The organism is Moorena bouillonii PNG, assembly GCF_001942495.1.
Classification (GTDB): Bacteria; Cyanobacteriota; Cyanobacteriia; order Cyanobacteriales; family Coleofasciculaceae; genus Moorena; species Moorena bouillonii.
Genome location: NZ_MKZS01000001.1, coordinates 1,690,903 through 1,716,744, shown reverse-complemented (window position 1 = coordinate 1,716,744; position 25,842 = coordinate 1,690,903). Strand labels below are relative to the sequence as shown.

Sequence of the window (25,842 nt, the reverse complement as noted above, 5' to 3'; positions counted from 1 at the left end):
TTGAGACTGATCAAGATTTTTCTGTATAATGCACTTTTTAAGAGTGGTCACTCCACTACGCAACTGTTCCCCTAGTTTCACGATTATTTGTGAAGCAGTGAAGCAATAATCACGATATTTTATTCGAGCTTCACCCATAGTAAAGACCGTGAAATAAGTGAACTTTGATCCACAAATGCTTACTGTTAGTTTTGAGAGCCTATAGTTGGAGATAAGAGCGTTACTCAACCCACATTCCGCAGGTTAGCTTGGATATAGAATATTTTTTACGACACTATGGGAAACTGAGCGATCGCAAGTTCAGCCATTCTCAAAAATTATAACCAATTGAGAATAAAGCTGGGCTTAATGCTCTTCATACTCAAATCAATGAAACCTTTGCAGGATATAGCTTTGGCTTGTAAGCAAAGAGAAAATTATTCAAATTGAGGACGAACCTGCGGAATGTGGGCTCAACTAAAGGCTGAATAGATTATGTCTCAAGCAAACAAAGAATTTGACCCAGAAACCCGCTTCTTGAACGAGCGCATTCGTCAAGCCAAGCTTTCCTTTAACTTGCTTGTCGGAGCTACAATTCTAAGCGGGATTGTGGGTCTAATCGGCGCAGGATTATTAATTTTTAAACAGTCACCTGAAGGAGCAGTGACTACGGCGGTGGGATTAGCATCGAATATTGCTTTTGTTAAGCTAGCTAAAGATGCTAATGATAGGTTGGATGAAGCGATTGAAGATGAGGATGAAGAGTAATAACTAGTAATTATAGCCGATGGGAATAGGAAACTCTGTTCCCTATTCCCGACAACTGTTGGAAAGTCTAATGTATCGCTGCTGGTGTTAGATGCTGCTGATATCCCCGCCAGACACCGACTAATACTCCTTGAACCTGGACATGTTTTGCCATCACTTCTATGGGATGGTACTTAGCATTAGAGGGTTTAAGAGTAACTTTGTGACCCTTACGATAGAAACGTTTCAAGGTTGTACCATGTCCATCCACCCGTGCCGCTACAATTAAACCATTCTTGATGTCATCGGGATCAGGCACTGGTCGCATAATCACCACATCCCCTTCTGTAATTAAGTCTTCGATCATGCTGTCTCCAGTAACCCGCAGAGCAAAGTTACCTGGTTGCTGGAAGAACCCAGATATATCCAATTCCTCAACTGTGTCGGTGAAGGGTTCCACTAGACCCCCGGCTGCGATCGCTCCTAAAACAGGTACTCCCAAATTACAATGCCGCAGCAGCCTAATCGTCCGGGCTTTTCCTTCCGTCCAATCAATGTATCCCTTGCTACGCAAATGTTCCAGCCTACTCTGAATCGGTGCTGGTGAGCGCAAGTTCATTGCTCTCATCATTTGCCGGATCGAAGGGGCATGGTGTGACACCCGAATATAATTAACCAGCCAATCGTACAGTTCTTGTTGGGCAGATGTGAGGTTTTCCATAAGACTCTGGACAAAAAATGGTCGTTCTTTGTGATTGCTCTATAGAACATTGGTACTATCAACTCTTGTGATTTGTCCAGAGTATTGTTCGGGGGTAGAGGGTGGGGAGATGGGGAGATGGGGAGATGGGGAGATGAGGAGATGGGGAGATGGGGAGATGGGGAGAGTGTGGGAAGTGTGGGGAGATGGGGAGATAGGGAGATGGGGAGGGTGGGGAGTGTGGGAAGTGTGGGAAGTGTGGGAAGTGTGGGGAGATGGGGAGATGGGGAGAGTGTGGGAAGTGTGGGGAGTAACGGTTATGTCCCCCCCTTATTAAGGGGGGTTAGGGGGGATCCCTAGTTTGCACGGGGCTTTGAAGGTGCGGATGCAGGTAACCCACATTTTTTCCCGACTCCCGATTCCCGATTCCCGATTCCCGATTCCCGATTCCCGATTCCCGATTCCCGATTCCCGATTCCCGATTCCCGATTCCCGATTCCCGATTCCCTATTCCCTACTCCCTACTCCCTACTCCCTACTCCCTTAGGATTCAATCAACCCCTAAAAGACTGACCAGTAAAGCTTTTTGAGCATGTAAACGGTTTTCTGCCTGGTCCCAAACACGGGATTGCGAGCCTTCGATTACCTGGTCTGTAATTTCTTCCTCCCGGTGAGCGGGTAAACAGTGGAGTACAATTGCTGATGGGTCGGCATGGTCTAACAACTGTTGATTAACTTGATAAGGCTTAAAAATTGGAATTCGCTCCTCAGCTGAGGCTTCCTGACCCATACTTGCCCAAACATCAGTATAAAGTAGGTGAGCTTCCTTGGCAGCAGCTACTGGATCATCAGTAACCATTACTTCTGTGCGGCCAGCTGCAGTTTTCAGGGCAAGCTCACAAATAGCACTATCAGGTTGATAAGCTGGTGGTGTGGCGACTCTGACATTCATTCCCATTAGAGCGCAGCCCAACATTAGTGAATGAGCAACATTATTACCGTCGCCAACATAAGTCAATGTCAAACCAGCCAGTGTTCCAAAGCATTCCTGAATCGTTAACAAATCGGCTAAAATCTGACAAGGATGCTCCCAATCAGTCAAAGCATTAATAATTGGAATCTGGGCATAGTCGGCAAAGGTTTCCAACTGTTTTTGCTCAAAGGTACGAATTGCTAGAATATCCAAGTACCGATCTAACACTCGCGCTGTATCTACTACCGGTTCTCCACGACCAACTTGGGTGACATTGGGATTTAAGTCAATCACCTGACCCCCTAGTTGGTACATAGCTACGGAAAAACTGACCCGTGTCCGTGTGGAAGCCTTATAAAACAATAATCCCAAAACCTTATTGCACCTAGGAGTCCACTGACCTTTTTTTAACTGAGTGGCTTTATCCAATAGTTCCTGAATGTCACTAGCACTGAGGTCTGCTAAGCCTAGAAAATCGCGTCCTTTTAACGTATTCATGTTCTATATTCAATGAGTAAACTAGTTTACCCTAGCCACAGTGCTACACACAATTGCCCAGAAAACAAAGTGTAATTTTTACCTGGAATGAGCACCTTATAGCTCCCCAGTTTTTGTTAAGATGCACCCTGTTAAGACGCTATCCTATTTATCTGAAATTATCCTAACTAGTCTCCCAAAAAAGACTAAAAAACTAGTTAGTCTTTTCTAGGAAAACAAGCTTGAATCTTGGCTAGAGTTATTCACTCTACCACAAAAGTTCGCAAGAACATAATCCTAGTCTATTTAATCTACTCCTAAATGTCATCAAAAATTGACAAATCCTTATTAAATAATACAAATGTCTTGCCCGATGCAGCACTAGGGAGTCGGGAGCGGTGCGAACCGTGGCGAATTTAATTACGGGTCAAGGGCACCGAGGGAGTCGGGAGCGGTGCGACCCGTGGCGAATTTAATTCGCCTACGGAAAGCGCACCGAGGCAGTCGGGAGTGGGCAGTCGGGAGTGGGCAGTCGGGAGTAGCGCTATAGTATTTACATTTGAGATGTGAACAAATAATGAAATGCTTTAGGTTCCCTAAAACTACCAATCACTAACAGGAGTAAGGAATACAGCGTTTTTTGTATTAGAAAAAATTACAATCTAGTTTTACAAATCATTTGGAAAGTCTATATGTTCAAATTCGCAAAAGGTAAACTACAAACTAGACTAAGATGGCTGCTGCTGAATCTAGGATTGTTGATCACTCCAGTGATGATTTCTGCACCAGTTGAGGCAGCAGAGAAAATCTATATTTCCTATGGTCCAATTGAGTTTTCTCTACCGATCGCAGCTCTAGAAGTTTATGCGACAGTGGGCAAAGTTGAGCCATCCTTAGCCTTCTATGCGGGGTATGTAAAGCCAGAAGAATTCAAACAACTGCGGCAGGTCTTAATTACTCCGATTGATGTCACACCAGTAGCGATCGCTCAATTCCTCTATTCACCTCAAGGGGAAATAGTTCTACAACGGGTAGGTGAAGTGATTCAAACCAAAGCTCGTCAACCCGGTTTCTATGCCATTCGAGCGGCTTTAATCAAAGCCGCTTTTAAGCCAGAAGGGTTGACGATTTTGAATGTGTTGCGGGAATTTCCGACTTACGGCATTCGGATTAACTCACAACGGGGTTTTGAAATTATTGATGACTTATCGAAGCTGATTCAGCAAACCCAGATCGCCATTGCAGCAGTGGAACAGGCATCGGATCAGGAAGCGGCAGCCCAGACAGAGCGAGGTTTATCCGATTTCTCCCTAGACTTACGGCAACCAGGTTCAGTAAGTTATACTAAGCAAAGCATTACCTTCGATGACCTGGGCCCTCGGCGAGAGTTTCCCGTTGACTTGTATATGCCAGATTCCCCAAGGGAAGGGTTAGCACCAGTAATTGTTATTTCCCACGGACTGGGTTCAGAACGGAAGACATTTGAATACTTAGCCCATCACCTGGCATCCCATGGATTTGCTGTGGCTGTACCGGAACATCCAGGCAGTAATGCGGATCAAATACAGGCTTTGTTAACTGGTCTTGCCAAAGAGGCAGCTCCACCATCAGAATTTATTAACCGCCCTCTGGATATTAAGTTTTTACTCGATAAACTAGAAAGTTCCTTTAAAGGGCAGTTAAATTTGCAACAGGTGGGAGTATTGGGTCAGTCCTTTGGGGGTTACACATCCTTAGCTCTTGCTGGAGCCGAGATCAATTTTGAGCAATTGCAACAGGATTGCGCTCCCTTAAATCAGGATACCTTGAATATATCCCTACTACTTCAGTGTCGTGCCTTTGACTTACCACCACAGGACTATCAGTTATCGGATCAACGGATTAAAGGTGCGATCGCAATTAATCCAATTACTAGCACAGTCTTAGGAAAATCCCAACTTAGCCCAATTCAAGTGCCCCTGATGGTAGTCGCTGGTAGTGATGATACCATAGCGCCAGCGTTACCAGAACAGATTCAACCATTTACTTGGCTGACAACTCTACAGAAGTATCTAGTATTGCTTAGGAGAGGAACCCACTTTTCCACCCTCGCCCCATCACCCGATGATGTCCCCTTACCTGAGGCAGTGCTTGGTCCTGACCCAACTATTGCTCAGGAGTATATGAAGGCATTGAGTTTAGCATTTTTCCAAACCTATATTGCTGGTAAATCAGAGTACCAAGCTTATCTGAGTGCTGCCTATGCTCAATCCCTTAGTCAAGAGCTGATGCCCTTGAGTTTGGTGACAATTCTTGAGCCTTTGGTACGGGAAAAAGCGGGCTTTTGAGCAGCAACAAAAGGGTATGAAATCCCCAAAGTTCTTATGTAAGCATATGCGCGTAGCGCTTAAGCTGATAGCTGATAGCTGATAGCTAATAGCTTACTCAATTATTGATTGACAGTGCCACCTTTTAGACTATGTTCCCCTGAAGTCGCAGTAACAGGAGGCTTAGACTGATCAAAAGTAGCCAAGTCTTGAAAAGCGTTAGCTAAAACCACTAGGGCTTGTTGGCGGTGCTTAACGCTTTATTGTACTCCTTGGACTTGTTTTTCTAGTGCTGAAAGTTTTTTTTGGTTAGCTTCTAAGTCAGTTGCCAGATTCGATGGCACTTGCTTTTTAAATTAAGATAGCTGACGTTCTAGCTGTTGAACTTGTTTTGCCTGTTCTGATTCTGCCGGAGCCTCTTTCAATGACGTAATTTCTGTAGTTAGCTCCTTGAGCTGGGTATAAAAGAAATATCCTGTGCAAGCTCCTGCTCCTGCTACCATCAAGATTAAGATCATCCAAATAGCGGTGAAGCGACCCATTTTTTTCTGTAGCTCTTTTGTTTCTTGCTCCTGTTTCTTCTTATCGGACATGGCAGTCATTTTAAATTCCACCAATGCTTCGGCGACTTCTTCGATATGTTGCTCTTGGAGATTAGCAAGAGGATTGACTGGGGTCACAACAGGAAGGGCTGTGTTGGCAAGGGCTTTGTTGTCTATAGCAAAATTATTGATCGTGCTTGTTTTACTTAGATGATTGTTGTTAGACATGGCCTTTATTTGAGACTATTTATTGTTGGTTTTTTATAGCAAAGATAACTGGAAGTCGGGAGTCGGGAGTCGGGAGTCGGGAGTCGGGAATTTATTATCAAAAATGGGCACAATTCATTTAGTAATACTCTAGTATTTATTATTTAGTTTTAATGGTCAATAATTAATCAAAAAAATACCAGTTTTATTGAGTGGTTTTCCAGGAATTTACTGGTGCGAATTGCTGCTGCAACTGCTTGTAAGTCATAGCACCAAGGGGACTGATGGCAGCAATACTACCTCCTAGGATCACAATACTTAAAACCAGCCAGATTTGGAGCCGTTTCACTGAGGCTTCTAGGAACTCCACCTCCTGTTGCAGCCCATTAATAACTCTAATTGCTCTGAGGTCAGACCATATACTGTCTTCTTGAAGAAATTCGCAATCGCTATTGTTGTCAGTCGTAATCATTGTTTGAATACTCCTTCAATAAACGTTTCTTGCCACCTTCTGAGATATTACTAAGTAAGCATTCAGCCGTTGGCCGTAGGCCAAGGGCTGATCGCTGAGGGCTGATCGCTGAGGGCTGATCGCTGAATACTGATATTACTGATCAGCGACCATTAACACAGAGATTATGTTCTGCAGAGAGCTCTGTTTTTCTTTTCTCTCGGATGCAGCGGTTTCTGCTGGTGTTTGGGGTGCAGTTGCTTCTGGTGAACTCGGAATCGGTTTAGACTGAGAGTTCTCATTACCATCAGTAGCTAGAGACAACCAAGATGCGATCGCTAAAATACTTAGCACCATTGCAAATTGTCTAGTTACCAGTATTGCAACTTGTCTCATGGTATTTTTCTCCTTGAGTTGTATAGATCAGTTAGTGCTTAAGAGCTGTTTTGGCAGATTCTGGCTCAGAACTAGCTTTGAGTGTCTTGTCTTTCTGAGCAGCTTCTGTAGTAGTAGCGGAGTCAGCACTCGGCAACTTTGTCTTTACTTGAACTAGTTTTTCCTTAGCCTGGTCAGTCAGCTGTTTAGTGGTCTGTTGTGCTTGACCAGCGACCTCAGAGAGTTTCTCTTGGGTATTCTCCGCTACTTTTTTAGTAGTTTCTTGCACTTGAGCGGTGACATCAGAAAGCTTCTCTTGAACATTACCAGTCACCTGTTTAGTGGTCTGTTGCACTTGAGCAGCAATCTCAAAAAACTTCTCTTGGGCATTCCCCGCTACTTTTTTATTGGTCGGTTGTACTTGACCAGCAACATCAGAGAGTTTGTGTTGAGCATTACCAGTTAACTGTTTAGTGGTCTGTTGTGCTTGACCAGCGACCTCAGAGAGCTTCTGTTGAGCATTACCAGTTAACTGTTTAGTGGTCTGTTGTGCTTGACCAGCAACCTCAGAAAACTTATTTTGGCTATTCTCCGCTACTTTTTTAGTAGTTTCTTGCACTTGACCAGCAACATCAGAGAGTTTCTGTTGAGCATTATCAGTCACCTGTTTAGTGGTCTGTTGCACTTGACCAGCAACCTCAGAAAACTTATTTTGGCTATTCTCCGCTACTTTTTTAGCATTTTCTTGCACTTGAGTGGTGACATCAGAAAACTTCTCTTGAACATTACCAGTCACCTGTTTAGTGGTCTGTTGCACTTGACCAGCAACCTCAGAGAACTTATTTTGGGTATTCTCCGCTACTGTTTTAGCATTTTCTTGCACTTGAGTCGCTAACCCCTGAGCCCCTTCCATCAGCGCCGCCATATCTTCCTTAGTTTTGGCGTAGTCATCTTTCAAGGATTCAGCCGCCTGAGCAACTTTTTGGTTGATGCCATCGGTATACTGCTCAGCGTTTTGCACCATCGCCTCTATGGCCATCACTCGTTTACCGCCCACACTGGCGATGGCGACAGGGGGAAGTCGGTAGGTGCCATCAGTGACACCACGCCAGCCCTTGGAGCCAAAGATATACTCAACTACCGTCCCGGTGTTGGGGTCAAATCGATAGTCCACCAAAGTACCTGCCTGATTCCCTCCGTCCGTCCACAACTGATGTCCCACAATCGATTCCACTGATGGGGGTTTTTTCGCTGCGGTTTCCGAGTCAAGGTAAACTAGAATGCTGTCGGAGCCAATCGCCTCAATTTCTGCCCAAGTAAATGACCGTTTTTTGCGACCCAGCAGTCCTGACTTGCAAACCAAACCCAAAACTTTATGAGCCATTGGGTCGAGCCACAGCTCAGCTACCCGACCAATTTCTTCAGTGTTTTGGCGATTCAGTACTATCCGGTTGATTACATCACTGTGCTTAATGGCAGTTTCTGATTGTGTGTTCATCAACGTTCTCCTTAGTTTTAAATCAGAGTTTTTAGAGCAAATCTGGTAGCATCGGAGTTGTTAACAACTGGCATTTGCCGACCTTGACTCTCTCCATCTCCTCCCCTTTTTAGTCATGACATTAGGCATCAGCTGGTTGTTTAGACCCAAACAGAGTATTTACTTAGACATTCGGCTCCTTTGATTAAGCTCTGATGAAAGATTAATCAAACTTTGTGAACAAACTGTGAGCATGCTAGGGGCGCACTCGCGCTAAAAAAGCTTTTGAATGACTGATATCAGCAGAAAATTGTCAACTGCTTGACCAGATTTGTAAACTATTGGTTTTGTTAAAATTCCTAACTCAAGGTGTCAGCATTCAGCCGTCAGCTTATTTTATTCAAAAGCTGTTCGGTGTCAGGATAGGCTGAGCCAGCGGTAAACTTTTCAGGACTTACGCATAAAGGCGTTTCTCGTACTTATCAGGTACACTCAATTTTATTCCCCCTACTCCCGACTCCCGACTCCCGTTCCCCTCCTGGGAGGGGTTAGGGGTGGGTTCCGACTCCCGACTCCCGACTCCCGACTCCCGACTCGCTGCTCCCTTGCACTTGCTCCCCCAGCCACTTAGTAATTAGTTCTGGACAATTCTTCTTAAACCAGCGCAGAGCAACAACTCTGAAGGCTGGTTTGGACATACGGGCAATTGATTTCATCATCCAGTTGAGGGAGCGAGACTGAAACTTTTTGTTGATCAGGTTTACTGAGCCCACATCGTAGAGGCAATCGAGGATGAGCTTCACGGTAGCCTCTTCCCTTTCTACTAAATGTTCCAGCAGCAGCAGGACATCATGCATACGCTCCTTTTGCATGCGCTCTTCTTCCAAGATTTTCGGCACCTCGACCAATGGTTCGGAAGATGTCATCATAGTCGTAGTATCTATACTTGACTGTTCCAGGCTTGGATTCATTCCTGACACCCTAATCAATAATTTACCTATGTTCTAGTAACAATAACCTAGTATTCCGTCAAAATTGAATGACAATTTAATACTTTATGCGATCGCGAACAGCTCCACTGCGAGGTGTACCTTTTTTATCATTTGCAGCACTTTTTTCCAAAAATTCAATAATCTTCCCCGCCACATCTACTTCAGTCGCCTTTTCAATTCCTTCTAGTCCTGGTGAAGAATTTACTTCCAACACTACCGGACCATGATTGGAGCGTACCATGTCTACCCCAGCTATGCGTAATCCCATGGCTTTAGCAGCACGAATTGCTGTGCTACGCTCTTCAGGGGTTAACTTGATTTTTTCTGCTGTTCCCCCTCGGTGTAGGTTCGAGCGAAATTCCCCTTCTGCTCCCTGTCGCTTCATTGATGCTACTATTTTACTATCAATCACAAGGCAACGAATATCCATACCCCCTGCTTCTTTGATAAATTCTTGGACTAAAATATTGGCTTCTAAACCGCGAAAGGCTTCAATGACGGACGTAGCAGCTTGATGGGTTTCTGCCAGTACCACCCCAATGCCTTGGGTACCCTCCAATAGTTTAATCACCAAAGGAGCACCACCTACCATCTCGATTAAGCCGTCAATATCTTGGGTGGAATGGGCAAAGCCAGTTACGGGCAAACCAATACCTTCACGAGAAAGGATCTGAAGAGAGCGTAGCTTATCACGAGAGCGGGAAATTGCCTGAGTTGGATTAGCACTAAAAACACCCATCACTTCAAACTGCCGTACAACGGCGGTGCCATAGAAGGTCTTTGATGCCCCGATCCGGGGAATAATGGCATCAAAGTTTTCTAAGGGTTTGCCCTGATACATTACCATTGGCTTGTGAGCTGTAATATTCATGTAACAGCGCATATAGTCAATCACCCGCATTTCATGACCCAGCTTTTCCCCAGCATCCTTCAAGCGTCGGGTAGAATATAAGCCAGCATCTAGGGATAAGATAGCAATTTTCATCCTTGATTACTCCTATCATTGCTCTGGTGACTCGTAGTTGAACTTTGTACAAAGGAATGACCTGAGTCTACCAAAAAGCGCCTCTGAACAGCTTGACGCCCCAGCAACATCCGGAAACCCATGGCATCTCGATTGGTTAAGGTAAGTTCAATCGGCCACTGCTTGCTACCTAGTTTTACAGTAGTCTGGATAACCGGTCGCAACTGAGTTTGTCCATTGGAACTGCGTACCTTTCGCTGGTCTAACAGTTTCGCTTCTGCGATTACAGTTTGATGGCTGTCCCGCTGATAGGGATGCACTTTGAAGCGAACCCAGGTGATCCCATCATGGTCGAAGGTTTTGATATCAAAGGCATGTAGGGCGGATGAACGTGCGCCAGTGTCAATTTTCGCCTTGACCTGTATAATACCAAGTTCAGGCAACGTCAACCATTCTCGCCAGCCAATGATTGGCAAGTGTTCGGAGTGCTTCATTTAGGGTAAATTAGTATGCTATGGCGCAGGGAATCGGGAATCGGAACCCACCCCTAACCCCTCCCAGGAGGGGAACGGGAATCGGGAATCGGGAATCAGAACAGTGTGGGGAGAGGGGCGGGGGCGCGTTCCTATAACTATCGTTCTCTTGATAATGAATATAACAAAAATTAGCCTTAGGGGCGCATCCCGTGCGCCCCTAAGGTGTGTGAGTAATTGATTGTATGCGACAGCAAGTCAGAAGTGCGATTGGCCTACGGCCACGCTACGCGAACGCATAATTTGATTGAGGGTTGACTGTTGACAGTCAACCGTCAACAGTCAACCCTCAACAAAGGTCACTTTAGGCATGGCTTTCCCAGCTCAAATCTATCGACTCAGAGATTACTGGTCGCTCGTAACCGTTTTCATTGATCATCCACATCCCTGTCTTGCCATCAACAGTATTGCTCCAGAAAATGTCATCGTAATTATTGTCGTCAAAATCCATAACTCCTTGAAATTTCCAGGTGTTGTCGAAGGGTGCATTATTCACCAACACTGACTCTATGTAATCTGTACCTGCCATCCGCCAGTAGGAAACATTTTGGTTTTCAGTATTAAGCCAGAGAATATCCCCGTCATCATCTCCATCAAAGTCTCCGGCACCAAGCATCTTCCATTTACTGTCGGCTGATTCTGATTTGATTAGTACTCCCTGAGTTAGCTCAGTGCCATTCATCAGCCAAACTGCATTTTCGCCAGTGGAGTGATTACGCCACAGCAGATCGGTTTGCTGATCACCGTTGAAATCTGCTGTGCCATGGATTTGCCAGTTAAGGTCTGAGACTGGGACGATGGATACTGCTTCTTGGAACTGGGAACCCTTCATTAACCAGATACCAATGTCTCCAGTAACGGTATTGCGCCAAACCATATCTTTGTGGCTATCACCGTTAAAGTCTCCAGCAGCACGAATCTCCCAGCCACTGTTAACTGATTCCATTTGAATCGTCACTGCCTGATCTAGGTCAGTACCCATTACCCCATGCATCCGCCAAGCTCCCATGGTGCCAGTCTCAGAATTATGCCAGAACAGATCCACTTCAGCGGAGGTGAATTCAATGGCGTCAATTCGCCCTAACTCGAAGGTCTCATTATCAAGACTATCTGCCTCTACAACAATTTCGATGCGATCGCCTGGGGCAAGTTGTACATCCTTAAAGATAGGATTTGGATTAGGATCACCATTGCTGAGAGAGTCAGTCAAACCGACATAGTTACCGGAGTTGGGTCCTTCTCCACCAAGGTTTTTATCCAAAGTATAGGTGTCAACATCAGTACCATTGACCCGTAATTTTACTTTGGCTTGTCCATCTATTTCATCAAAGTGAGCAATACCGATATGGTATTTGCCAGCAACACCATCACTTTCTGTCCAGTCAATTCTGATTATGCCGTTGGTTTCAATGTCTTCGATTCTGACTGCCTTAGAGCCTGAAGCACTATTATTATCAAAAACCTCGTAATTTTCTAGGGTAACGCGAGTTGTGTTTTCTGCTTCGATTTTCATGGTTGTTTTCCTGTTTTAGATGAAGCGCGTTTTGTTGATTGGTAACTCTCAGCGGTCAGCGGTCAGCCGTCAGTGGTCAGCGGTCAGCGGTCAGCGGTCAGCGGTCAGCCGTCAGCCGTCAGCTAAAAGCTCACGCGTGCGCGTTCAGCTTCAAATAAAATTGAAAGTCTGGGGAAAACCCCCATTGGACGTGGAACAGGCTTCTAGCCTGTGATGTAGCGTATTAGCTGTTCGCTTAAATTAACGGCGTTCCTGATTCTGGGTATGGTTTCGCCCCCCTAGCCCCCCAATTCTGGGGGGAACAAGAATCAATTTGTTGCTAAAAGTCCCCCAAAATTGGGGGACCAACGGGGGCTTGAATGTAGCAAATGAGACTTCTCAGACAACCTCTCAGGTTCTAGTATCACAAGGGTATTTCGCAGGACCCAAGTAACTGATTGTATTCGGTTCCCTCAGGACAATCGCAAAAGCTCGAATTGCCACACATATTGATGTTTTGATAGCAAACCCTGGGTGGGAATACACACCTGCTCAAAACAGGTTCTCCAGGGCCATCTGCCATAGACATGTCTTCGATGATGCACTTGCCGGCGGATCCATCATAGGAATATGCAGGCGGGCACTGGCAAAAGCTAGGATTGCCACAAGGATTGATGTCGCGAGTACAGGGCACAGCAATATCAGCCAGATTTAGTACACAAGGGCCAATGGGCTGTGCGATCGCGCCTGGTGCGCTACTTAAAAACAGTTGTGCCGCTACCAACAAAGCGCACAGGACTTTCAAGGCTGGGGCGAATTTGAAGTCCATGCCGTTTTTGATAACTTTTAAGATTTTCATCACCTAACTTATCTCTAATGTTTGTTTCTGATGAAACCAAGCTGATATTACTTGGCAACGGATATTATTATCAAGTTATTATCTCCGATCAAATCAAAATAACTGACATGTTCCCCATAGAATAGGTAAAAAATAGCAGGAATATTATTAGTTTAAATAAATAACGTCAATTGCCTATAACATATTAGGCTTAGACGCCATTAAATCGAATATTTTTTTAGTTTTATTAGAAGATAAATTAGTAAGTATTTGTGATATTTTTGAATTCCAACTATCCTACTCCCTACTCCCTACTCCCTACTCCCTACTCCCTACTCCCTACTCCCTACTCCCTATTCCCTACTCCCTACTCCCTACTCCCTACTCCCTACTCCCTACTCCCTACTCCCTACTCCCTACTCCCTATTCCCTACTCCCTACTCCCTAATAGTTTGGCTAGATTATTTAAGTAATGGCTAATAATAAAGTCTATTATAATAAAGGATTTTACCGAGTTTAAAAGAAGCGAATTATACTAAATGCGGCTGGTAAATATACCATTACCGATAAATAAGCTATGGATGATGGCAGCCATGAATAATTAATTATCCGCTAGGGAAATAAAGATGTGATAAAAGCGGAGTCAGTATTCAGCAAAGATTTTGCAAAATTTTTGTTCAAGATGTTTATTGGTGGAAAATATTGGGCAACAATAAGGACATGGCTCGATTTGAACCAATAAAAGGGTATCTATACCTTGTTGACTATTGAGTGTTGACTACCCCCGGCTTCTTCATTTCTTAGTTAGATAGAGAGAATTAGAAAGGGATAAATTCTTTCAAAACCGAATCTTTGCGGAAAATTTGGCTCCGCTGCTCTGCTACTCTGCCCCCCCTCAGTCTAAATCGAAAATGAAACAGCTCTGCCGATCTTCGGGGGTAATGGGGGGAGCAACTGTTGACAGTCAACGGTTAAGACTCAACAGTGAAGCAAATTATACAGGTTACATCTTCATTGTCTTGATGCAGTCGCTCATGGGGGAAACCCCCAAGACCGCGCTGCATCGCTGGTTAACACTCAGCAGTCAAGCAAACTATACAGGTTACATCTTTATTAACGTCTTATTAACACGAAAAACCAATGATTCGTTACCGACAAAAAAAAATTAGCATTTTATTTGGCAGTCTCTTAATGGTTGGGGCATGGTGGTTACCGGTCCAAGCGAAACAGACCACTAATTTAATCTTAGAGAAAGCCGTTACCACTGACGATCCAACTATTCCGATTGAGGAGCTAGAGCTAATGCTCAAGCCTTTGACTAAGGATGAGCTGGATGGTGAAGCTGAGGCGTGGATGTTCTTGCTTAAAACTAAAGTTAAAGAACTTAGCGATGCGGAAATTGCTGTAAAGCGCAAAAATCGAGAGCTTGAACAAACTAAAGAAGCTGTTGATGCTTTAGAAGATGCCAAAGAGGCTCTTGAGGAAGCAACAGATACTAAGGAAAAAATAGAGACTGAGGGATCGGCTAAGGATCGCCTTAAAGCTTTAAAAGCTGCTGAAGAGGCACAAGAAGCTCTGGAAAAAGCTCAGGAGTCAGTAGAAGAAGCAGTCAAAGAAGAAGAAAAGACAAAGCAGGATCAAACCTTGCAAGGGGCGATTGATAAAGCAGTTGAAGGTACTGAAGAGGAAAAAGATAAAGCCAAAACCTCAAACGAGGATGTTGCTAAGGTTCAAGAGAAGATTGGGACAATTAGCAATAAAATTGTTACTGATGAACAAGAGCAGAAAAAGACTGGACAGGGAATTGACAAAGCCAAACAAGACCTAGAAGAAGCAGTCGAGGCCAAGACCGAAGTTAAAAAGCAAGTGCTAGTCAATATGACTACACTGCGGGAGGAACGCACTGCTTTAAGCGATCGCTTTGAGGTCGTACTTGAAGAGCTGGAAACTAAAGGCGGTGATGTTCAGTTGTACAACAAATACATCGATGCCATCAGTGGGATTAAGGTTGACGTCACCGACACTGAAGGAACTTGGATTACCATCGTCGGCTGGCTCCAGTCTAAAGAAGGAGGTCTGCGCTGGGCGAATAACATTGGCAAATTTTTAGGAATTGTTGCTGGCTTTAGCATCCTCTCTCTGATTGTAGGGAAAGTCCTCGAGAAATCTTTGTGGATGTTCCCGAATATGTCAGCTATGCTCCGTCAGTTCGTAGTTAGGATAACCCGCCAAGGATTATTTTTGGTGGGTATTCTTTTAGGTATCACTGCCCTAGAGGTCAGTATTGGTCCACTGATGGCCATGATTGGAGCTGCTGGTTTTGTGGTAGCGTTTGCGTTCCAAAATACCCTCGGTAACTTTGCCAATGGGTTAATGATCTTGCTCTATAAACCCTTCGACGTGGGCGATATGATTGAAGTTGCTGGGGTAAAAGGTACGGTTAAGGATGTCAACTTAGTTTGCACCACTATCAAGACTTATGAAAATAAAATCATTATCGTGCCGAACAACTCAATCTGGGGTAACGTTATTGAGAACGAAACCAGTAGCCCCATCCGTGTTATCTTTCTCACGGTAAGGATCAGCTACAGCAATAGTATTACTCAAACCATCCAAGTTCTTAAGGATATTGCCAACTCTCATCGGTTAGTATTGGAAGACCCTGCACCTTGGATCGACACTGGGGAATTGGCTGAATATGCTGTTAACATTTGGTTTATGGCCTATACTAAGAAAGAGGATTACTGGACAGCCTATTGTGACATCAGCCGAATTATAAAAGAAAGATTTGAACAAGAGGGAATTGTGATCCCACTGCCGAGGCAGGAAATATACATCAGTGAAGCTATGGCTAAGCAAGACCTTCCCCGAGCAGGAAGTCATGGCCAGATAACAAATCCAAAGCCCCATAGCTCTTTCCCCAACGGTAAGACAGCTTGAATCTGTAGACTTATCTGTAGAATGCCTACTTTCGTATAGCAGCGGTCCAACATCTATCTAATTAACACAACTGATAGCCAATCCAGGTGCAATACTCCAGTTTAATTAGCTTAATTAATTTATTTAATTCATTGCCCAGAGCCTTGTAGAGACCTAGCATGCTAGGTCTCTACATTTGTGTAGCCGCAACAATTGGCTGGTCAGGGCAAAGAGGAAATCCCAACAGAGGTAGTAAACCGTCAACCTTGGCCTTTAGGCCACGGGTGCGCGTTCAACCGTCAACCGTCAACAATCGTGATTGTAAGAGCAAAGAAATCTCAAGCTCGGGATCATTATATAGTAGTTGGAAATTCCTTAGAGTAGACCCAGCCAAGTCAACAAACCTTGACCAGTGAGCAATTCCAGTAACAGGATACAAACTAAGGCAACCATCGCAAACCTGCCGTTGATTTGCTCAGCATAGGGATTCCAACCAAAAGCTGGTTCAGGTTGGTTAAAAGACTCCTCAGATGATTCACTCTTATTGGGTGTTTCAGAACTCATGACTGATCAGATCCTTCAGACTCCAAATTTTTTACCGATTCAATTAGCGATCGCACTTGTGATGTTCCTGCTGATGGAGAAAAGCTCAAGGGAAACTTACCTCGAACTAGCATTCGTAATCCCAGTGGTCCTAGGCTCACCAAACCTTGGATATCTCGAAATGAGTTACCAACCACCTGCAAGCCAAACTTACGCTCATCAATCCAACCTCCCTCTTTGACTAAATCAATTAGGACTTTGCGGTGGCGGATTGGACGACTCTGTTGGTCATCAATGGCTTCAAGAATATGCTGTTTAATCTTACCAATTTGATCCATAGGAGCCACACCCATCGGGCAAACCGCATTACACATCATACAGCGGGTACAACCCCAGACTCCTTTTATTGCTTCGTTATATTTCTCCAAACGATTTTCTGTGGTATTATCACGAGAATCTACCACCAGACGCTGTGCTTTAGCCAAGGCATGAGGACCGACAAAATCTCGATTAACTTCTTTGGCATTACACTCAGAATAACAGGCACCACACATGATACAATTACCTGCCTGAGCCAAATGCGATCGCTCTTCAGGACTCTGTAAAAATTCCCGTTCGGGAATCTTCCTAGCAGCAGTGCTGACGTAGGGATCAACAGCTTCTAAGTTATCCCAGAAGCTGCTCATCTCAACGACTAAATCCTTGATTACTGGCATATTACCCAGAGGTGCTATAGTAATCTCCGGGATTTTAGAGTCATCTGGCAGCTGTTGCTTGCCCAATTCATTGCCCACATTTTCCTTACAGGCCAAAGCCGAGCGACCATTGATTCGTATGCCACAGCTACCACAAATCGTGTTGCGACAATTTTTGCGAAAAGCTAAAGTACCATCTTGTTCCCACTTAATACGATTCAAGCATTCCAGAATCGTGTTTCCTTTCTGGACATCCAGCCTATAAGTCTGGAGTAGTGGCGCAGTGTTTTGAGTCTGTCGAATGATTTTAAAATCAACTTGCATAAAACTAAGCTCTTGAGTATTCCAACATATACAAGGATAATCGGTAAGGTTAAGGGATGATATGAGCAACAGGACTACTGTTGAGGTAAGTAGTTACTCTTGATAATTAGGCCATACTTGTTTGAGTAGTCCCTAGGGAAGCAATACCCCTCGCTAGTTGACTTCTGGTGTAAGAGTGCAATCCTATTGGTATGTTTCCTGGATTATTTTCATAGTTATCATCTTACTGCCCCTAAAGGCTTAGGCAGAGATTGTCTGATCTGTTATTATTGAAATACGTAAAGATTTAAACAAATGATCCAAAATATCTTGTCAACTGAGATAGATTTAACGATATATTTTTAATAGAGCCAAAGTTTGGCCATTAATGATCTTGACCACTCTGAAGTTTAAAGGATATCTCGTGAGATTATGCCAGAGATTTCAACTACTCCCCTAACTGGTAAAGCATTACTTCAAAAAGTAAAAGAGCTATCACACTTGCCTCGCCGAGAGACAGCCAAGCGTTGCGGCTATTACACTATAACTAAAACAGACCAGACCCGCGTCAATTTAACAGATTTTTATGATGCGGTTTTAGGAGCCAAGGGTGTTCCCCTGGATCCAGAAGGCACAAAAGATGGTCGGGGGCGTGAACCGACTTATCGTGTGAGTGTCCATAAAAATGGTCAAATTGTTATTGGTTCAACCTACACTCAGTCTATGGGATTAGAGCCTGGTGATGAGTTTGAAATTAAACTAGGCTACAAGCATATCCATCTTAAGCAGGTGGATGGCGATTCTGAAGCTGAATAGGTATCTACTCACAAAGCAAAGAAAACAGCCACTTGGTGTGTGTTCACGCTTCGCTCTCTTGGTGCGCATTCACGCTTCGCTTAAAAAAAAGCGTGGGGTCGCACTGCTTTGAAGTAATCCTTCTTACAGAAAATCCTGCGAGTTTGAAACCCCCGTCTCTAAGGGAGCGGGGATGAAAAACGACAGTTTGGGGCGAGCGACGCCTCCCCATGAAGATTCTTTGGGGACGTGAGCTTTGAAGAATTTATTGGCGACGTGATGGGTAAAGCCCCCGTGATTGATCCGGGGGATATAAGCTTGCTTGACGAATAAATTCGCAACGGATATTTTTTTATTCTGTTGTTGGTAATCCCTAAACTAGCGCTGTCCTATATAATAGGAAGTCAGACAACCAACTTGCCTGAATATAAGTAGACAACGTAAAAACCTGTTAAAAGAATGATACGTGCACCTCGGTTTCGTCTAACGATCTGGGAGTCTATGAAACGAATAAGGTAGATATTGTATTAAAGTTGATTGTCTGCCATTCTAAAAAAGGTACTGTGGGGCACACCATAACCTAGAGCTTAAATCCAAACCCTGGGGCAGATTTGGCCTCTACTTTGCTTTGTGAAAACCATGATAGGTGCGCTCTTACCATTAAGAATTAAATTCGCGTGATTGTCGCACCTGTAGAAACAAAAATCTTCTTTCTACTACCTGAGGAGTCGGTAAACCAGGCTATTATTAAGCAGCCCGATTTACTCTCTCGTTAGGCAACTTGCCATAGTAAAAAAGCAGCCACTTATGGTAGTGTAGTTGAGACCTTATAGTAATTTGATAGTAATTTGATAGCAATTTGCAAATCTCGCCAATGGCTATTCTTGATCAGGCAACTAATGGGTCGTTTGTGTCATTAATGACGTCAACTACTATTTTGAAGCTAGGAACTTTTTTCCTAGCTTGGGTAGTTTTGTGGCTGCCCCTAGCTCTCCCTATAGCTATGGTTTTAAAGTGGCGTCCAAATCAGCCTTTAGCACCAGGCCAAAAGTTACCACTACTCGCAGCACTTTACCTAATTGCTCCCCTAATTTTATGGGGAGCTTCTCAACTAGAGGGGGTGCCTTTCTCCGATTACGGATTGGATTGGAAATTAAGCGTTTTAGGGTCTTTAGGATTGGGACTAGGAGTAGGTATTTTCAGCTTAATCATAGTATTTACTGGGCAATTATCACTAGGCTGGGTGCGCTGGAATTCTGAAAATTGGCAGCGTTTGGTACCGATATTACTGCCAGTGATGTTATTAGGTCTGTGGATTGGGCTTACAGAAGAGTTAGTCTTTCGTGGCTTCTTAGTGAATCAACTAAAGCAGGACTATTCTATCGGGGTAGGAGCAGCCATCTCTAGTGGGGTTTTTGCCCTGTTACACCTAGTTTGGGAACAAAAAGATACTATCCCTCAGTTACCAGGATTATGGCTAATGGGAATGGTATTAGTCCTAGCCCGTTGGGTGGATGGAGGCAGTCTGGGTTTAGCATGGGGACTACATGCTGGTTGGATTTGGGGTTTAACTTGCTTGGACTCAGCTGAATTAATTGCTTACACAGGCAGTGGACCAATATGGATAACGGGTTTGGCAGGAAAACCGTTAGCTGGGATAGTTGGTCTTCTTTGTTTATTGGGAGTTGGGGCTTTATTATTACTGATGTTGCCGAATTAGCTGGTTAAGATTTGGTGACATCCCCTCAATTAACCTAGGGGAGCCCATGTATCCTCATAAGGGTAGGTTTTTAACAAAGACGTGAGGTGTGGGGTGTGGGGTGACCGGGTGTGGGGTGTGGGGGATAAGAAAGCTGCATCGCTAAAAATCATCATTGTCTTGATGCAAAGCGCGAGTGGGGGAAACCCCCTGTTCCGAAGCTGCACCGCTTTTTCGTTGTTTTCCTTTTCTTCTCCCTCTGGGTCGCCCCATGTTTGACCCTAATGAAAAAAACCTACCCCTGTGAGGCCCATGTATCCCGGCGCTAACAAGATCGGATATAGCGCGGGTCTTATCGCTGCCCCAGACCCCCTCGATTAGATAAAAATTTAAGCTGTTTTAAATTGGCTTTAAACCTCTCAACAGACTCCTATATCCGGCAGGCTGTCTTAGCAATTAATGACCAAAAAAAATACCGCCAGCTCATGTTAAACCAGCGATTATCCTATTGAAACAAGAGGCAAATTACTCACAACCATATCAGAGATTATGGTCGGATCTACCATTGACATCATCACGGGTTAAAACCGCATGAATTATTAGGTGCGCTTAACCCATTAAGCATAAAATTGACTACGGGTTGCACCTGTGGCTAGCCCACAACAAAAGGCATAAAACCCTATTGGCTTTAAGCCTTTCAAGGATTTTTTAGGTTTCAAAACCTTGTTATAATGGAAACCTATCACCAACTAAATCAGGGAATTATAGTTGGTGATAAATTACAGGTTCCTGTTAATCAGAGAAATCGGTCAACCTTACATGGAAGAACCAACTCCCACATAGGCACCATAGAAGAAAAGACCAACCACTACGAGGACACCAGTACCAGCGATAGTGGCAACTATCCATAAAGGAATTCTTCCCCCTCCAGACACAGCTTATACCTCCAATTTTAAATCAAGTTTTTTTTCTTACATGTAGTTAACGATAGAAGGCTTAATAACTAGTAATTTCGTTGAAAAGCCTCCCTCGTGGCTTAGATTTTGCGCAACTCCTATCAGGAGTAATCTTTGCCGGACTTCTTCCTGCTTCCGCGAACGGCAGCGATGCAGCAAGGGAACAGGGGGTTTCCCCCATGAGCGACTGCATCAAGACAATGTTGTAAAGGCTTGTTGAGCTAGCAGCACTTTTCCCTTAACTTAACTACTAGTGACAGGGCTACGAAATAGCGTTCATTCGTAGGTGCCATAACCTAAACAACTTAGGAAAAATGTCTATCGCGGTGCATCTTAGCTAGGAAATTAGCGATTAACCGGAAATTACCAGGTAATTAACTAAGAGTCTTTTCCAGTTTACATCCGAGCCGTCTCCAAGATGGGGATTTAGGCGAATCTGTTAAATCAGTTAATTAAAGAAATAACTGGAAAACAGAATACCAAGCACAAAAATCAGTAATAGACCTAAGTAAAGAGACGTCCGATTGAGTTCAACCGGCTGTCTATTGGGATTGGAATTCCGCTCCATAATTGCTTCTCCTATCGTTGAATAAATTGCATGGCTGCGATCGCGCCTAAGAAAAAGACTGAAGGAACGGCTAGGGTATGAACCGCTAACCATCTAACCGTGAAAATCGGATACGAAACTGGTTGATTGGGATTACTGCTAGTCATGATTGTCTGCCTTTATCTAAAAAACCTTATGGAGCAAATTCTTCAACTTGCTGTTTAGCATTGTCGCGGTCGGAAACGATTGGTAGTTCCATCCGCTCTTGAGTAAAGTATTCATTAGGACGGGGTGTGCCAAACGCATCGTAAGCCAGACCAGTGCTCACAAAAAGCCAACCAGCGATAAATAGGGCTGGGATAGTAACACTGTGAATGACCCAGTAACGAACGCTGGTAATAATGTCACCAAACGGACGTTCTCCAGTTGTACCTGCCATCGTAGATTCCTCCTACCAACAACCGTTTAAAATTCCATAACTATAATAGTTCTAAGTGCCGTTTTTTTCTACATCTTCGATGTTGAAAGATAAAACGAAACTGACTGGCATCGATCATAGGGATTTCCAAGCCCTAAGCTTCCTGGCTAGGCAGCTCATACTTGAGTAAAATCCCTTTCTGACCAATGACAAACCCCTGTTCTGGTGTTACAAAGACTATTTTGTAAAAATTCGAGGGAACATCCCTAAGATCCCGGTCTTTTTGCCAGGTTTTTCCACCATCAAAGCTACAAAGCAAATTACCACTGCCACCTGCTACCCAAATTTCATTGGGTGTGCGATAGGCTAAGTCAAGTAATCCCAAGCTGTTGGAAAAATCTGGATAAATTGGTTCTTCCCACTCTTCTAGGTTTTCGGCAGTGCTAAATTGTACCTGACCACCCCGGGCCAAAATCCACAGACGACCATCGGGGGTAAACCCCATATTCTGGAGACGCTTGGAACTGTAACGATTATGCTGTAACCAAGCACTCTGACCTGGATCCCAAGTGGAGTAAAAGTTCCCTCTAGCAGACACAGCAACGTAACTACCATCTTCAGAGCGGGAAATATTACGGGTGACTCCGACCGCTTGTGCTACCTGAGCCTTCCAGGTTTTACCAGCATCCTTAGTCTGATAAATTGCGCCAACATCAGTGGTCATCTCTGCTGAGTTGGGTCCGAGAGCCAGGATTCTGTTGGGTGAACCTGGTAACTTTTCACTTAAGAGAATGCGAGACCAAGATTCACCCCCATCATTAGTATGAAGCATGATCGAGGGTTGACCAACAATCCACCCCTCATCACCAGCAAAGCTTACAGAGGAGAAGCGATAATTTTCATCTCCTAGATCCAAGCCTTTCTGTTGCCATGTATTACCCCCATCCTTAGTCTCAAAAATTGTGGCATAGCTACCCACAATCCATCCATGACTAAGATCCCCGGTAAAGCCAAGGTCTTGCATGGTCGCTTCTGTAGGTAAGGAAATAACCGCCCAAGGATTATAGCTTATGGATGAAGGAAATTTGCAGCTGACACAAATTAATGCCACCGCCAGTAATATTAAAATTTGTTTCAGCGTTTTCATCAAATATCTCATTATTTCCAGAACTTCTTGAGTATGGCAGCGTTCTCCGTAGGTTTTCAGACCCCACCAAGGGCGATGGCTTCTAGATCTAAGCTTTGGTGATGCCAGCAGTTGCTCACGTTCACGCATACAAGCCAACTGCCCTGATTTCAGTTCAAACCGTAAAGGCTCAGAAAAAACAAAAAGCCTAATCCTAAAGCGGCAAAAATTAAAAGGTTCTTTTGTGCTGGTGTCATGCGGTTAACACCGAAGCCATAGGTAAGATTCTCCTGAAATCCAGACGGGGCATTAACAGCACCAATATTAATAAACTGAATTTTCGGAGCGCTGCACACTGGACAGCGCCAATCATCTGGCAAATCCTTATATAATGTCCCAGCTGGAACATTGCGATTACTATCTCCCTTAGTCGGATCGTAAACATAGCCACAAGCACGGCATTCATAGCTGCTGGGTGCCTGTTCAGCTAGGGTTTGCTCTGGGGCTCGTTCAGTCATTCCTCTGTAAGCTTAAGCAGCAAATCTTAATAACTATGTTAAAAAATATTATCACACACTAAGTGTCAGATTTTCTTAACTTTCGATTTAAGCTCAGGAGTTTCTCCGAGATGCCTGACCCGATTTTTGATGAACCCTTGAAAGAGTAGGGTCTTCTAGGGAGAGGGAGTACAATCAACTACGAGCAACCTTGAAGTCTATGGTAGTCATTGGCTTTTGAGAACCAACCACTGACCCCTGAGGACCGTTCAAAAGGGCAGACCACCTATAATAAAGTTTGTAAAGAAGTACTAACGCCAGTTTTTACCTGGCACTGACCAATTGTGTTTGTTCTTAGCGGTTACGAGTATCTCTTAGGCTTCATACTAGCTTGCAGCTTAGTTCCCCTACTAGCCCTGTCGGCTTCCAAGCTTTTGCGACCTAGCCATCGGGAGCCAGAGCGGCGCACCACCTATGAATCTGGTATGGAACCAGTGGGGGGTGCTTGGATTCAGTTCAACATTCGTTACTATATGTTCGCCCTGGTGTTCGTGATTTTCGATGTTGAAACTGTATTCCTCTATCCCTGGGCTGTCGCCTTCAATCGCCTGGGATTACTGGCATTTGTGGAAGCCCTAATTTTTATTGCAATTCTTGTGGTTGCTCTGGTTTACGCTTGGCGCAAAGGAGCCTTGGAATGGTCATGAAATCTAATCTTACAAAGGATAGTGCTGCTATAGAACAGCAGCAAACAAACAAAATTCTTAACCCGATTGAGCGAACCCAAATCACTCAAGACCTATCGGAAAATGTAATCTTAACTACAGTAGACGACCTTTACAACTGGGCGCGGCTTTCCAGCCTCTGGCCGATGTTGTATGGTACCGCTTGTTGCTTCATTGAATTTGCGGCAATGATTGGGTCGCGGTTTGACTTTGACCGTTTTGGTTTGGTTCCTCGTTCTAGCCCCAGACAAGCGGATTTAATTATCACAGCGGGTACCATAACCATGAAAATGGGACCAGCACTGGTTCGTCTTTATGAGCAGATGCCAGAGCCGAAGTACGTGATTGCCATGGGAGCTTGTACTATCACTGGCGGCATGTTTAGCGTTGATTCTCCAACAGCAGTGCGTGGTGTGGATAAATTGATTCCAGTGGATGTCTATATACCTGGGTGTCCCCCTCGTCCAGAAGCAATCATGGATGCTATTGTCAAGCTTCGCAAAAAGGTGGCTAACGAGTCGATTCAGGAGCGTGGTCAGCTCAAGCAAACCCACCGTTACTACAGCACCACTCACAACATGAAAGTGGTACCAGAGATTTTGACCGGTAAGTACCTGCAATCTGACGAGCGCTATACTCCCCCCAAAGAGTTGACCGAGGGGATGGGAATGGCAGTACCACCAGCACTCAAATCCTATCAAAAGCAGGAGGTAGAGCGTGGCTGAAGAGTCAAAACCCGTAGAGCAAACCACACAATCCTCTGAGATAGTTGAAGCGGGAAAAGTCTCGGGATGGCTCAAGGAAAACGGTTTTGAGCATGAGTTCATGGAGTTGGATCACCTAGGCGTTGAGGTACTCAAAGTTGAAGCAGATGTCTTGCTTCCCATTGCTACTGCTCTGTATGCCTATGGGTTTAACTACCTCCAATGTCAAGGAGGCTATGATTTTGGTCCTGGGGCAGACTTGGTAAGCTTTTACCACTTGATTAAAGTGAGTGATAATACTGATCAGCCTGAGGAAGTGCGTGTAAAAGTATTCCTACCGCGAGATAATCCTAAGCTTCCCTCGGTTTACTGGATATGGAAAGCTGCTGATTGGCAGGAGCGGGAAACCTACGATATGTTCGGTATAGTTTTTGAAGGGCACCCTAACCTGAAGCGGATTTTGATGCCAGAAGATTGGGTGGGTTGGCCTTTGCGGAAGGATTATATATCACCGGACTTCTACGAATTACAGGATGCTTATTGATTAGCTGTCCGGCAAAATTCATCCCACACCTATGCTGGGCATTAGGTGTGGGATGAATTTTGCACAGAGTATGTATGGAATTGCTATAATATATCTACTGATAAACAAAGCCGTTCACGAAGCGTGGCCAAAGGCCTTAAATGCTGGTTTGTCAGCTATTTACTAGGGAAAAAATCGAATTTTTGTATTGTTCCGGCACGGAGGGGCATCCCGGAGACGAAACCTTAGAATAGTGGAGCCTTAATCATAAAGTTTTAACCCTTTTATGCATAGCCTGCTAACCATAAAGGCTCCACTCTTCTTGCGGTAACTTCTGAC

32 protein-coding genes are annotated in these 25,842 nt (G+C 44.4%); 12 read left to right on the top strand and 20 right to left on the bottom strand.

The genetic code is table 11. The features are described from left to right. Window positions 1–474: 474 nt before the first annotated feature. Window positions 475–747 (top strand): TRADD-N-associated membrane domain-containing protein, encoded by a 273-nt coding sequence (locus BJP37_RS07090; protein WP_075897574.1) that lies wholly within the window; start codon window positions 475–477, stop codon window positions 745–747. A gap of 67 nt (window positions 748–814) precedes the next feature. On the opposite strand, the gene lexA is transcribed toward BJP37_RS07090, so the two are convergent. Beyond that, the gene (lexA, locus tag BJP37_RS07085; protein WP_070391225.1) at window positions 815–1,447 is read right to left on the bottom strand and encodes a transcriptional repressor LexA; all 633 of its coding nucleotides are present in this window, start codon (window positions 1,445–1,447) and stop codon (window positions 815–817) included. A 109-nt stretch (window positions 1,448–1,556) separates the two neighbouring features. Between lexA and BJP37_RS07080 the strand changes: the two genes are divergently transcribed. Beyond that, window positions 1,557–1,763 (top strand): hypothetical protein, encoded by a 207-nt coding sequence (locus tag BJP37_RS07080; RefSeq protein WP_075897572.1) that lies wholly within the window; start codon window positions 1,557–1,559, stop codon window positions 1,761–1,763. 48 nt (window positions 1,764–1,811) lie between these two features. After that, window positions 1,812–1,973, top strand: a complete 162-nt coding sequence (locus tag BJP37_RS38710) for a hypothetical protein (RefSeq protein WP_158069470.1) — start codon at window positions 1,812–1,814, stop codon at window positions 1,971–1,973. 3 nt (window positions 1,974–1,976) lie between these two features. On the opposite strand, the gene argF is transcribed toward BJP37_RS38710, so the two are convergent. Both argF and BJP37_RS35820 read right to left on the bottom strand, forming a co-directional pair. After that, window positions 1,977–2,897 carry an ornithine carbamoyltransferase gene (gene argF / locus BJP37_RS07075; protein WP_075897570.1) on the bottom strand — a complete coding sequence of 307 codons (921 nt, stop codon included), beginning with the start codon at window positions 2,895–2,897 and terminating at the stop codon, window positions 1,977–1,979. Between the two features lie 399 nt (window positions 2,898–3,296). Beyond that, complete coding sequence (locus tag BJP37_RS35820) at window positions 3,297–3,485, bottom strand: hypothetical protein (protein WP_143727500.1); 189 nt, start codon at window positions 3,483–3,485, stop codon at window positions 3,297–3,299. A gap of 83 nt (window positions 3,486–3,568) precedes the next feature. Here BJP37_RS35820 and BJP37_RS07070 point away from each other — a divergent pair, with 83 nt between their 5' ends. Further along, complete coding sequence (locus BJP37_RS07070; protein ID WP_075897568.1) at window positions 3,569–5,203, top strand: alpha/beta hydrolase; 1,635 nt, start codon at window positions 3,569–3,571, stop codon at window positions 5,201–5,203. A 335-nt stretch (window positions 5,204–5,538) separates the two neighbouring features. On the opposite strand, the gene BJP37_RS07065 is transcribed toward BJP37_RS07070, so the two are convergent. The 8 genes from BJP37_RS07065 to BJP37_RS07030 form a co-directional block, all read right to left on the bottom strand. Then, complete coding sequence (locus tag BJP37_RS07065) at window positions 5,539–5,952, bottom strand: hypothetical protein (protein WP_075897566.1); 414 nt, start codon at window positions 5,950–5,952, stop codon at window positions 5,539–5,541. 184 nt (window positions 5,953–6,136) lie between these two features. Next, the gene (locus BJP37_RS07060; RefSeq protein ID WP_075897564.1) at window positions 6,137–6,403 is read right to left on the bottom strand and encodes a hypothetical protein; all 267 of its coding nucleotides are present in this window, start codon (window positions 6,401–6,403) and stop codon (window positions 6,137–6,139) included. A 135-nt stretch (window positions 6,404–6,538) separates the two neighbouring features. After that, window positions 6,539–6,778, bottom strand: a complete 240-nt coding sequence (locus BJP37_RS07055; RefSeq protein WP_075897562.1) for a hypothetical protein — start codon at window positions 6,776–6,778, stop codon at window positions 6,539–6,541. A gap of 31 nt (window positions 6,779–6,809) precedes the next feature. After that, window positions 6,810–8,255, bottom strand: coding sequence for a PRC-barrel domain-containing protein (locus BJP37_RS07050; protein ID WP_075897560.1), 1,446 nt, complete (start codon window positions 8,253–8,255; stop codon window positions 6,810–6,812). 527 nt (window positions 8,256–8,782) lie between these two features. Then, window positions 8,783–9,205, bottom strand: a complete 423-nt coding sequence (locus tag BJP37_RS07045; RefSeq protein WP_075897558.1) for a hypothetical protein — start codon at window positions 9,203–9,205, stop codon at window positions 8,783–8,785. A 76-nt stretch (window positions 9,206–9,281) separates the two neighbouring features. Then, entirely contained in the window at window positions 9,282–10,211 is a 930-nt protein-coding gene (gene rimK / locus BJP37_RS07040) for a 30S ribosomal protein S6--L-glutamate ligase (protein ID WP_075897556.1), read from the bottom strand. Beyond that, window positions 10,208–10,684: an ATP-dependent zinc protease family protein gene (locus BJP37_RS07035; protein WP_075897554.1), complete on the bottom strand. Its 477-nt coding sequence runs from the start codon at window positions 10,682–10,684 to the stop codon at window positions 10,208–10,210. Before BJP37_RS07035 ends, rimK begins: the two co-directional genes overlap by 4 nt. 343 nt (window positions 10,685–11,027) lie before the next feature. After that, window positions 11,028–12,236 carry an FG-GAP repeat domain-containing protein gene (locus tag BJP37_RS07030; RefSeq protein ID WP_075897552.1) on the bottom strand — a complete coding sequence of 403 codons (1,209 nt, stop codon included), beginning with the start codon at window positions 12,234–12,236 and terminating at the stop codon, window positions 11,028–11,030. Between the two features lie 19 nt (window positions 12,237–12,255). Between BJP37_RS07030 and BJP37_RS38705 the strand changes: the two genes are divergently transcribed. Beyond that, on the top strand, window positions 12,256–12,450 hold the full coding sequence (locus BJP37_RS38705) for a hypothetical protein (RefSeq protein ID WP_158069469.1): 195 nt from the start codon (window positions 12,256–12,258) through the stop codon (window positions 12,448–12,450). A gap of 520 nt (window positions 12,451–12,970) precedes the next feature. On the opposite strand, the gene BJP37_RS38700 is transcribed toward BJP37_RS38705, so the two are convergent. Continuing rightward, complete coding sequence (locus BJP37_RS38700; RefSeq protein ID WP_158069468.1) at window positions 12,971–13,132, bottom strand: hypothetical protein; 162 nt, start codon at window positions 13,130–13,132, stop codon at window positions 12,971–12,973. 202 nt (window positions 13,133–13,334) lie between these two features. Here BJP37_RS38700 and BJP37_RS07025 point away from each other — a divergent pair, with 202 nt between their 5' ends. Then, on the top strand, window positions 13,335–13,526 hold the full coding sequence (locus tag BJP37_RS07025; protein ID WP_075905843.1) for a hypothetical protein: 192 nt from the start codon (window positions 13,335–13,337) through the stop codon (window positions 13,524–13,526). Window positions 13,527–14,193: 667 nt separating this feature from the next. Next, window positions 14,194–15,993, top strand: coding sequence for a mechanosensitive ion channel domain-containing protein (locus BJP37_RS07020; RefSeq protein WP_075897550.1), 1,800 nt, complete (start codon window positions 14,194–14,196; stop codon window positions 15,991–15,993). Window positions 15,994–16,347: 354 nt separating this feature from the next. On the opposite strand, the gene BJP37_RS07015 is transcribed toward BJP37_RS07020, so the two are convergent. Together BJP37_RS07015 and BJP37_RS07010 are read right to left on the bottom strand one after the other, a co-directional pair. After that, a complete protein-coding gene (locus BJP37_RS07015) occupies window positions 16,348–16,536 on the bottom strand; it encodes a CAB/ELIP/HLIP family chlorophyll-binding protein (protein WP_075897548.1) in 189 nt (62 codons plus the stop codon). After that, window positions 16,533–17,534 (bottom strand): succinate dehydrogenase/fumarate reductase iron-sulfur subunit, encoded by a 1,002-nt coding sequence (locus BJP37_RS07010; RefSeq protein ID WP_075897546.1) that lies wholly within the window; start codon window positions 17,532–17,534, stop codon window positions 16,533–16,535. The genes BJP37_RS07015 and BJP37_RS07010 overlap by 4 nt, the downstream gene beginning before the upstream one ends. Before the next feature lie 411 nt (window positions 17,535–17,945). Between BJP37_RS07010 and BJP37_RS07005 the strand changes: the two genes are divergently transcribed. Then, window positions 17,946–18,329: an AbrB family transcriptional regulator gene (locus BJP37_RS07005; RefSeq protein ID WP_075897544.1), complete on the top strand. Its 384-nt coding sequence runs from the start codon at window positions 17,946–17,948 to the stop codon at window positions 18,327–18,329. An 853-nt stretch (window positions 18,330–19,182) separates the two neighbouring features. Then, window positions 19,183–20,028: a CPBP family intramembrane glutamic endopeptidase gene (locus BJP37_RS07000; protein WP_075897542.1), complete on the top strand. Its 846-nt coding sequence runs from the start codon at window positions 19,183–19,185 to the stop codon at window positions 20,026–20,028. A gap of 794 nt (window positions 20,029–20,822) precedes the next feature. Here BJP37_RS07000 and BJP37_RS06995 read toward each other — a convergent pair. The 6 genes from BJP37_RS06995 to BJP37_RS06970 all read right to left on the bottom strand — a co-directional run bounded on the left by BJP37_RS06995 (window position 20,823) and on the right by BJP37_RS06970 (window position 23,572). After that, the gene (locus BJP37_RS06995) at window positions 20,823–20,942 is read right to left on the bottom strand and encodes a photosystem II reaction center protein J (protein ID WP_071986820.1); all 120 of its coding nucleotides are present in this window, start codon (window positions 20,940–20,942) and stop codon (window positions 20,823–20,825) included. A gap of 469 nt (window positions 20,943–21,411) precedes the next feature. Then, entirely contained in the window at window positions 21,412–21,531 is a 120-nt protein-coding gene (gene psbL / locus BJP37_RS06990) for a photosystem II reaction center protein PsbL (RefSeq protein ID WP_071986819.1), read from the bottom strand. 11 nt (window positions 21,532–21,542) lie between these two features. Continuing rightward, complete coding sequence (gene psbF, locus BJP37_RS06985) at window positions 21,543–21,677, bottom strand: cytochrome b559 subunit beta (RefSeq protein ID WP_075897540.1); 135 nt, start codon at window positions 21,675–21,677, stop codon at window positions 21,543–21,545. A 26-nt stretch (window positions 21,678–21,703) separates the two neighbouring features. Beyond that, on the bottom strand, window positions 21,704–21,949 hold the full coding sequence (psbE, locus tag BJP37_RS06980; RefSeq protein ID WP_075897538.1) for a cytochrome b559 subunit alpha: 246 nt from the start codon (window positions 21,947–21,949) through the stop codon (window positions 21,704–21,706). A gap of 133 nt (window positions 21,950–22,082) precedes the next feature. Beyond that, window positions 22,083–23,075, bottom strand: a complete 993-nt coding sequence (locus tag BJP37_RS06975; protein WP_229415225.1) for a photosynthesis system II assembly factor Ycf48 — start codon at window positions 23,073–23,075, stop codon at window positions 22,083–22,085. 149 nt (window positions 23,076–23,224) lie between these two features. Continuing rightward, window positions 23,225–23,572, bottom strand: coding sequence for a rubredoxin (locus tag BJP37_RS06970; protein ID WP_070391735.1), 348 nt, complete (start codon window positions 23,570–23,572; stop codon window positions 23,225–23,227). 323 nt (window positions 23,573–23,895) lie between these two features. Here BJP37_RS06970 and ndhC point away from each other — a divergent pair, with 323 nt between their 5' ends. The 3 genes from ndhC to BJP37_RS06955 are packed head-to-tail and all read left to right on the top strand — an operon-like array spanning window position 23,896 to window position 25,524. Next, on the top strand, window positions 23,896–24,258 hold the full coding sequence (gene ndhC, locus BJP37_RS06965; protein ID WP_070391734.1) for a photosynthetic/respiratory NAD(P)H-quinone oxidoreductase subunit C: 363 nt from the start codon (window positions 23,896–23,898) through the stop codon (window positions 24,256–24,258). Then, window positions 24,255–25,001: a photosynthetic/respiratory NAD(P)H-quinone oxidoreductase subunit K gene (ndhK, locus tag BJP37_RS06960; protein WP_198953975.1), complete on the top strand. Its 747-nt coding sequence runs from the start codon at window positions 24,255–24,257 to the stop codon at window positions 24,999–25,001. Before ndhC ends, ndhK begins: the two co-directional genes overlap by 4 nt. Next, the gene (locus BJP37_RS06955; RefSeq protein WP_075897534.1) at window positions 24,994–25,524 is read left to right on the top strand and encodes an NAD(P)H-quinone oxidoreductase subunit J; all 531 of its coding nucleotides are present in this window, start codon (window positions 24,994–24,996) and stop codon (window positions 25,522–25,524) included. The genes ndhK and BJP37_RS06955 overlap by 8 nt, the downstream gene beginning before the upstream one ends. The last annotated feature ends 318 nt before the right edge of the window (window positions 25,525–25,842 follow it).